The sequence below is a fragment of the Desulfofundulus sp. genome, from assembly GCF_049701015.1.
Lineage (GTDB): Bacteria > Bacillota > Desulfotomaculia > Desulfotomaculales > Desulfovirgulaceae > Desulfofundulus.
In genome coordinates this window covers 1-8,889 of the sequence record NZ_JBNATZ010000093.1, presented here as the reverse complement: position 1 = coordinate 8,889, position 8,889 = coordinate 1, and the positions used below count along the sequence as shown (strand labels likewise).

General features: G+C 59.8%; 6 protein-coding genes. 5 read left to right on the top strand and 1 reads right to left on the bottom strand.

Going from position 1 to position 8,889, the window contains the following annotated elements:
• Both ACPLUI_RS07455 and yihA read left to right on the top strand, forming a co-directional pair.
• On the top strand, positions 1–1,138 hold a 1,138-nt coding region (locus ACPLUI_RS07455), incomplete at its 5' end, for a S16 family serine protease (RefSeq protein WP_424659639.1).
• Positions 1,119–1,703, top strand: a complete 585-nt coding sequence (gene yihA, locus ACPLUI_RS07450; RefSeq protein WP_424659638.1) for a ribosome biogenesis GTP-binding protein YihA/YsxC — start codon at positions 1,119–1,121, stop codon at positions 1,701–1,703. The genes ACPLUI_RS07455 and yihA, both read left to right, overlap by 20 nt.
• Positions 1,704–1,762: 59 nt before the next feature.
• On the opposite strand, the gene ACPLUI_RS07445 is transcribed toward yihA, so the two are convergent.
• Positions 1,763–2,845, bottom strand: a complete 1,083-nt coding sequence (locus tag ACPLUI_RS07445) for an ABC transporter substrate-binding protein (RefSeq protein WP_424659637.1) — start codon at positions 2,843–2,845, stop codon at positions 1,763–1,765.
• A gap of 150 nt (positions 2,846–2,995) precedes the next feature.
• Between ACPLUI_RS07445 and ACPLUI_RS07440 the strand changes: the two genes are divergently transcribed.
• The 3 genes from ACPLUI_RS07440 to ACPLUI_RS07430 form a co-directional block, all read left to right on the top strand.
• Positions 2,996–5,647 (top strand): valine--tRNA ligase, encoded by a 2,652-nt coding sequence (locus ACPLUI_RS07440; RefSeq protein ID WP_424659636.1) that lies wholly within the window; start codon positions 2,996–2,998, stop codon positions 5,645–5,647.
• Between the two features lie 42 nt (positions 5,648–5,689).
• Positions 5,690–7,084 carry a bifunctional folylpolyglutamate synthase/dihydrofolate synthase gene (locus tag ACPLUI_RS07435; protein WP_424659635.1) on the top strand — a complete coding sequence of 465 codons (1,395 nt, stop codon included), beginning with the start codon at positions 5,690–5,692 and terminating at the stop codon, positions 7,082–7,084.
• Positions 7,085–7,276: 192 nt separating this feature from the next.
• Positions 7,277–8,889 (top strand): spore germination protein (locus ACPLUI_RS07430; RefSeq protein ID WP_424659634.1); only part of this gene is annotated, 1,613 nt, incomplete at its 3' end.

Below are 8,889 nucleotides of genomic sequence, written 5' to 3'. Positions count from 1 at the left end.
GTCGGCAGCCCTGCTGGAAGTGCTGGACCCCGAACAGAACAGCAGCTTCAGCGACCACTACATCGAAGTACCATTCGACCTTTCCAACGTAATGTTCATCACCACGGCCAACGTCCAGCACAATATCCCGCGGCCCCTCCTGGACCGCATGGAAGTCATCCAGATCTCCGGTTATACCGAAGAGGAAAAAGTGCAGATTGCCTTAAGGCACCTTCTGCCCAAACAGCTGAAAGAACACGGTTTGACACGTGAGATGTTCAGCGTTTCCGAAAAGGCCATCCGCCGCATTATACGGGAATACACCCGCGAAAGTGGTGTCCGCAACCTGGAGCGCCAGATTGCAGCTCTTTGCCGCAAGGCAGCCCGGCAGATCGTGGCGGAAGAGGCTAAAAAAGTGCGCATTACCGTGCAGAATCTGGAACACTACCTGGGAACACCCAGGTTCCGTTACGGGGTGGTCGAACAGGAGGACCAGATTGGTGTGGCCACAGGCCTGGCCTGGACCGAGGTTGGCGGCGATACGCTGGCCATTGAAGTTACCATTTACCGGGGTACCGGGCGGCTTACCCTGACGGGTAAACTGGGTGATGTGATGAAAGAATCCGCCCAGGCCAGTTACAGTTATGTACGCAGCCGGGCGGCAGAGCTGGGGATAGATCCAGAAATGTTTGACAAACATGATATCCACATCCATGTGCCTGAAGGGGCCATACCCAAGGACGGGCCTTCAGCCGGTATTACCATGGCCTGTGCCCTGGCTTCAGCCTTCACGGGGCGCAAGGTGCGCCATGACGTGGCCATGACCGGGGAGATTACCCTGAGGGGTCGTGTGCTCCCTGTAGGCGGCATCAAGGAAAAAGTGCTGGCCGCACACAGGGCCGGCATCACTACGGTCATCTTACCCAGAGATAACCGCAAGGAGCTCGACGATGTCCCGCCCAATGTCAGGAGCAAGATGAAGTTCATCCAGGTGGAGCACATGGATGAAGTCCTGGAGGTAGCCCTCCTGGAAAAAGAGCAGAAGCATGAAGCTGCTGAACTGGGCTCCCCTTCCGGGGAGGAACCCGGGGTCTCCTACCAGCCCGTGATACCGGTCAAGGAGGATCCGGCCACGATCCATGAACATCGTTTCTGCTGAGTTCGTTAGAAGTATAACTGAATTGAACAGGTGCCCGGACGGGGGCAGGCCCGAGGTAGCCCTGGCCGGGCGTTCTAATGTGGGGAAGTCCTCCCTGTTGAACTGCCTGGTCAACCGCCGGAACCTGGCCCGCACCAGCAATACTCCGGGTAGGACCCGTACCATTAATTTTTACCTCATCAACAAGCGGTTTTACCTTGTCGACCTGCCCGGGTACGGTTATGCCCGGGTCCCCGAGAAAGTGCGACTGAACTGGGGGCCGTTGATTGAGGGATACCTGTCCCACCGCCCGGAGCTGCGGGGGGTTGTTCAGATCGTAGATCTGCGCCACCCTCCCACTGCCCAGGACGTGCAGCTGTACCAGTGGCTGAAGCACCACCACCTCCCTGCGGTGGTCGTTGCCACCAAGGCGGACAAGCTTTCCAGGAGCCAGGGCCTGCAGCAGTTGCAGGTGGTCCGGCAGACCCTCGGTTTAGTGGAGGAGGACAGGCTTATTAAATTTTCCGCACGTACCCGTGAAGGGCGGGACGAGCTCTGGCGGGTTATCGAGGATTGGGTGGGTTAGGGTATACTAAAAGCCCCGGTTTTCTGCCGGGGCTGTTGTTCTGGAGGGCCGCGTCCCTTTTAACTTTGTATCTGTGTCTTTAACCTCTGAAGCCAGTTCATTTTAGGTTTCTCTGGAAAGTAACGGACGGTTTCCACTGCTTCCCGGGCGAACCGGTTGTTTATGACCTGTTCCGGGGGGACCTTCCTGGCAACTTCCCGGGATTGGTCCAGCAAATCCATGAGGTAGTTATACCTGTCCCGGTCGATAACCGGGTTCGCCGCCCAGGTTTCCTGTGCCCGGTAGCGCTCGATAGCCTGCGTGAGCAGGTTTCCGTCCACGTCCCTCAAATAGGGGCTGACCACCCGGGCGACCTCCGGGGTGCTGTGCCGGGCGAGCCAGAGTTGGGCCTTGTAGACGGCATTTGTAAAACGCTGCAGCGCGGCGGGGTTTTTGCGGATGAGATCTTCCCTGGTCACGTAGACCGCGGCCGGCAGGGGGCCCGCTTCTTTACCCAGCGAGACCACCACCCGGCCCAGCCCCGTATTTTCCGCCATTGAGGCCTGGGGTTCCGCCATGATGATGAAATCTCCCGCTCCCGCTGAAAAGGCACCTGTGCGTAGAGACGCCGGGATGTTGGTGTAGAGAGTCACCTCCCGGTAGGGGGCGAGCCCGTTTTTTCTTAAAAGCCCTTCTAAAAGCACTGTCTCAATGTTCTCCGGCCACCCGGCAATCACGGTTTTCCCCTTCAAGTCGGCCCATTTAAAAGGTGCTTTTGCTTCGCGTGCCAGCAGAAAATGGCTGTCACGCCCGGTTAATGCGGCAAAGGCAACCAGATCACCCGGTGAGCCTTCCGCGCGGCTGTAGATGACCTGCTCCAGCCCGGCCAGGGCCACGTCAGCCCGGTTGTCGGCCAGGGCGGGAAGCAATGTTTGCTCGTTCGCGGTGTTTTCCAGGACCACTTCCAGCCCCTCTTCCTTGAAAAAGCCCAGGGCCAGAGCTATGTAATGGGGCAGGTGGTAGACCGAACGCGGTCCTTCCACCAGCCGGATGGTGTTGGTCTCCGCCTGCGATTCACCGAACCTTCTGGTGACCATGGCACCTGCCGCCAGGGTAAGGCTCAAGAGCAGCAAAAGTACCAGCAACAACCTGGGCCTGCCCACTTTTTAACACCCCCGCATCCATGGCTTGTTTTTCCCCTAAAATAACTGTATTTGGCTCTTAGCATTTGATGCCAGGATTTTGTCACGGAGGTTGCTAAAATGCGGGGATCAAATTATAATGTTTCACAGATTACAGGGAGGAGAGGCATTATGACGAAATTTGACATGCCCACCACTTACGACCCCCGGGCTGTCGAGGAAAAGTGGTACCGCTACTGGGAGGAGCATAAATTCTTTCAGGCCGGGGTTGACGGCCGGGAGCCTTTTTCCATTGTCATGCCCCCGCCCAATGTGACGGGGCAGTTGCACATGGGACATGCCCTGGATAATACCCTGCAGGATATTCTCACCCGCTGGCGCCGCATGCAGGGCTATAATACCCTGTGGCTTCCGGGTACCGACCATGCGGGTATTGCCACCCAGGCCAGGGTGGAAGAACAACTGGCTAAAGAAGGCAAAAGCAGGTACGACCTGGGCCGGGAGAAGTTCCTGGAACGGGTCTGGGCCTGGAAGGAACAGTACGGTGGGCGGATAACGCACCAGCTCCGCCGTCTGGGGGCTTCATGCGACTGGGACCGGGAGCGTTTTACCATGGACGAGGGATGTTCGAGGGCGGTCAAAGAGGTTTTCCTGAGGCTTTACGAGGAAGGCCTCATCTACCGGGACTATTACATCGTCAACTGGTGCCCCCGCTGTCAGACTACCATTTCCGATATTGAAGTGGAGCACCTGGACAGGCCCGGGCAGCTCTACTATATCAAATACCCCACCAGGGACGGCCTCGATGCCATTACCGTGGCCACCACCAGGCCGGAAACCATGCTGGGGGACGTGGCCGTAGCCGTTCATCCCGAAGACGAACGCTACCGGCACCTGGTGGGCAAAACCCTGGTTTTGCCACTCGTAGGCCGGGAAATGCCCGTCATTGCTGATGAATACGTCGATCCCTCGTTTGGCACCGGGGCGGTGAAGATTACCCCCGCTCACGACCCCAATGACTTTGAGGTGGGCCGGCGGCACAACCTGCCCCAGGTGCGCGTGATCAACAAGGACGCTGTCATGGATGAGGAGGCCGGGCCTTACCGGGGGCTGGACCGCTGGGAGTGCCGCAAAAGGATCATCAGGGATTTGCAAGAGCAGGGTTACCTGGTCAAAGTGGAAGACCACAACCACGCCGTAGGACACTGTTACCGCTGCAACACGGTTATTGAACCCATGCTTTCCCGCCAGTGGTTTGTACGTATGAAACCACTGGCCGAGCCGGCCATCCGGGCGGTTAAGGAAGGCCGCATCCGCTTCGTCCCGGAACGTTTTACAAAAATATACCTGAACTGGATGGAAAACATCCGGGACTGGTGCATTTCCCGCCAGCTCTGGTGGGGCCACCGCATTCCGGTGTGGTACTGCCGGGACTGCGAGGAGGTCATCGCCGCCAAGGAGCCGCCCCTGAGATGTACCCGCTGCGGTTCGACCCGGCTGGAGCAGGACCCCGACGTGCTGGACACCTGGTTCTCCTCGGCCCTGTGGCCTTTTTCCACCCTCGGCTGGCCGGAAAAAACGCCGGAGCTGGATTACTATTATCCCACCTCCGTGCTGGTGACGGGCCGGGATATTATCTTCTTCTGGGTGGCCCGGATGATCGTGAGCGGCCTTCACTTCATGCAGGAAGTGCCTTTCCGGGAAGTGTTCATTCACGGCCTCGTACTGGACGCCCTGGGGCGGAAAATGAGCAAGTCCCTGGGGAACGGTGTGGACCCCATTGATGTTATTGAGAGTCACGGTGCGGACAGCCTGCGTTTCATGCTGGTAACCGGCAACACGCCCGGCAACGACCTGCGTTTTCACTTTGAGCGCCTGGATGGGGCCAGAAATTTCGCCAACAAGATCTGGAACGCTTCCCGCTTTGCCCTGATGAACCTTCAGGATTACGACCCGGCTGCCGCCCCGGGCAGGGAAGCACATACCCTGGCCGACCGCTGGATATTGAGCCGCTTCCAGGCCTGCGTGCGGGAAGTGACACGGTTCCTGGAGTCCTATGAGCTGGGTGAGGCTGCCCGGGTTATTTACGAATTCATCTGGGATGAATTCTGCGACTGGTATATCGAGCTGGTCAAGCCCCGCCTTTACCGTGCCAGGGACAGCCGGGACCGGGCCTGTGCCCAGGATGTGCTGGCCCGGGTGCTGCGGGGGGCCATGGAGCTGCTTCACCCCTTTATGCCGTTCATTACCGAGGAAATCTGGCAGCGCCTCCCTCACGAAGGACCCACGGTGATGCATGCCCCCTGGCCGGTATACCGGCCGGAGTTGCGGGATGAAGAGGCTGAGGCCGGGATGGCGGTACTCATGGAGGTAATCCGGTCCATCCGGCACGTCAGGAGCGAAATGAACGTCCCTCCGGGCCGGACCGCGGATGTCATCCTGGTTGTGGCCGACCGCGGTACCCGGGGCCTGATCCAGCAGTGGCAGGATTACATCCAGGAGCTGGCCCGCTGCCGGGTGGAGGTAAAGCCTGAACTGGACCGGGTTCCTCCACAGTCTGCCCACGGGGTGGCCCGCGGAGTGGAGTTTTATGTGCCCCTGGCCGGGCTCATTGACATTGACCGGGAACTGGCACGCCTGAAAAAGGAACTTGCTTCCGTGGAGAAAGAGCTCGGGCGGGTGCGGGGCAAGCTGCGGAACGAAGGTTTCCTGGCCAAAGCTCCGGCGGAAGTGGTTGAAAAGGAAAGGACCAGGGAAAAAGAGCTGGCCGGGAAATCGTCAGCCATCCGGGAACGCCTGGCCGTGCTTGAAAACAAAGGATAACCCGGCGTAAATTGGCCGGTGCTACTTCAGGGGATATTCTTTTTGTTCGAGGTGACGGCGGTGCAGTACGAAGAAGCCATGACGTACCTCCAGAACCTTACCAGATTCGGGATGAATTTCGGGCTGGGACGCATCAAGGAGCTTTTGCGCCGGATGGGGGACCCGCAGGAAAAGCTGAAGGTTGTGCACATCGGGGGTACCAACGGGAAGGGTTCAACCACCGCTATGGTGGCTTCCGTCCTCACCGCTGCCGGTTACCGGACGGGCACCTTCACCTCCCCCCACCTGCATGCTTATACGGAAAGGTATCAAATCGACGGGGTACAAATTTCCCGCGAGCGGGTGGCCGCGTTAATCGACCGGCTGAAACCCCACCTGGATGCCATGGTAGCACAGGGCTTCGAGCACCCCACCGAATTTGAGGTTAGTACCGCCATGGCCTTCCAGTATTTTTACGAAGAAGGGGTGGATTTCTTAATCCTCGAGGTGGGACTGGGGGGGGCCATTGACTCCACCAATGTGGTATCAAGACCCCTGGTCACGGTAATTACCAACGTATCCATGGACCATATGGATTACCTGGGCCGGACCATCCGTGAGATTGCCACCGTCAAGGCAGGTATTATCAAGCCCGGGGTGCCCCTGGTGACGGCCTGCCGGGGTGAAGCCCTGGAGGTTGTGGCCCGGTCCTGCCGGAATAATGGGTCACCCATGGTGCTGGTGGAATCCAGCGGCGGGAGCGGGTTCAAGGGGTGTATTCCCTGCCGCGCGGTTTTGTGGGAGGCGGCCGGGGGCGGGTTCGAGCAGGGGGGACAGTACCTGACGGTGCACGGCCTGCGCCGTACGTACCGGGACCTATTTATACCCCTCCTGGGGCGACATCAGGTGGTGAATGCCGCCGGTGCGGTGGCAGTGGTGGAATTGCTGGTGGAGCAGGGGTTTTCCATTCCGCAGGAAGCCCTGTACCGTGGCCTGGCAGCAACGTGCTGGCCGGCCAGGCTGGAGGTCGTCATGGAGCGGCCCGTGGTGATCCTGGACGGTGCCCATAACTACGACGGTGCCCGGAGCCTGGCCAGGGCCCTGGAAGACTATTTCCCCGGCCGGGAAGTGGTGCTGGTTATAGGTATGCTGGGGGATAAGGAGCGGAGCCGTGTGGTGGCTGAACTGGCCCCCCGGGCCCGGGAGGTGGTGGTCACACGGCCCAACAGTCCCCGGGCCGGAGACTGGCAGCGCCTGGCTGAGGAGGCCCGGAAGTACGTGCCCCGGGTTCACACTATGGAGTCGGTGCCCGGAGCCGTGGAGTATGCCCTGTCACTGGCCCGTCCGGATGAGCTGGTCTGCATAACCGGTTCACTGTACATGGTGGCCGAAGCCCGGGAGGTACTCATGGCCGGGCGGAAAAACGGGGTGGCCGCGGGTGCCGGTATGCAGGGTTAGAGCTGCCCCCCTCCTGATGGCGGAGGAAAACAATGAGCACAGGAACTGTTTTCGGAAAGACTGTCGCCAGAGCACCGGTTGAGCCGGTGCTTTTTTAAACCCGGTCCGGTTGGATAAAACCTCCCCGGTCAACTCATAATACCTTCTCGGAGGGGTAATTCACCATCCGTTCCATTTCCGGGAGGTGTACCCTTGGCCCGCATTTTAAAAAAACTGGCCCGGATTCTGCCGGGGAGGAGTCAGAAAAAACAATCCCTCACGGAGAGCCGCATCCAGTGGGAGCACAGCTATGAGGCCAGGGAACTGGAGAAAATAACCCTGAGCGCCCGTGTAAAGGATAACGTGGCCCTGGTCAAGCAGGTCCTGGGGCACAGCAGCGACCTGGTCATCCGGGAGTTCCAGCTGGGTGCCGGCGGGGGCATGCCCGCGGCCGTTGTTTTTATTGACGGTCTGGTAGACAAAGGTACGGTCAACGACACTTTGATCAAAGGCCTCACGCTGGAAGCCCGCATGGCCGGCCTGGGAGGGAAGACCGGGGACCTGCTCGCCCTGGTCCGCAACTTCATGATCAATACCTGCTCGTTGAAGGAAGCCACCAACGCTTTTGAACTGCTCGACGGGGTCCTCTATGGCGAGGTGGCCTTATTCATCGAGGGGGAAGCACTGGCACTCCTGGTTGACGCCTCCGGGTGGCCGGTGCGGAAGATCGAGGAGCCGAACAGTGAAAGCGTGATACGGGGACCCCGGGAAGGGTTCACCGAGCTGCTGCGCACCAACACCTCGCTCGTCCGCCGCCACCTGCGCAGTCCCAACCTGGTGGTGGAGAGAATCACCCTGGGGGAGCGCACCCGCACGTTCGTGGAGGTGGTTTATCTCAGGGAGCTGGCCGACCCCCGGCTGGTGCAGGAGGTGAAGGAGCGTCTCGCCCGCATCAAGGTGGACGGCATCCTGGAGAGCGGCCACATCGAGGAATTGATCGAGGACTTCCCGTACTCGCCGTTCCCGCAGGTGTTCCGTACCGAGCGCCCCGACCGGGTGGTAAGCATGCTTCTGGACGGCCGCGTGGCTATTATCACCGACGGCACTCCCTTTGTACTGGTCGTGCCCGCTGAGTTTGTCGTTTTCATGCAGGCTTCCGAGGACTACTACGAGCGCTTCTTCCTGGCCACGGCCATACGGTGGCTCCGGTACATTGCCTTTTTGGCCTCGCTCATATTACCGTCGCTTTACATAGCCCTTACCACCTTCCACCAGGAAATGATTCCTCCCCGTTTGTTGATCTCCATAGCAGCCTCCCGGGAGGGAGTACCCTTCCCCGCCTTTGTGGAAGCCTTTTTGATGGAATTCACCTTTGAGGCTTTGAGGGAGGCCGGGGTCCGCCTGCCGCGGAACGTGGGCCAGGCGGTGAGCATAGTGGGAGCCCTGGTGATCGGCCAGGCGGCCGTCTCGGCCGGTATCGTATCCAGCCTGATGGTTATAGTCGTGGCCCTGACCGGGATTGCTTCCTTTGTGGCGCCGGTTTTCAACCTGGCCATCACCATGCGCCTTTTGCGCTTCCCCATGATGGCCCTGGCGGCTACCCTGGGGATTTTCGGGGTGATGATAGGGCTTTTGCTTATCCTGGTACACATGGCTTCCCTGCGTTCCTTCGGCATCCCTTACCTGGCACCCCTGGCCCCCCTGCACACCGGGGACTTGAAAGACGTGCTGGTGCGCGCTCCACTCTGGGCCATGGGGGAACGGCCCTCGGAGCTGGCCAAGGACGACTCCATCCGCCAGGCGCAGGGCATCAAGCCGGGCCCGCC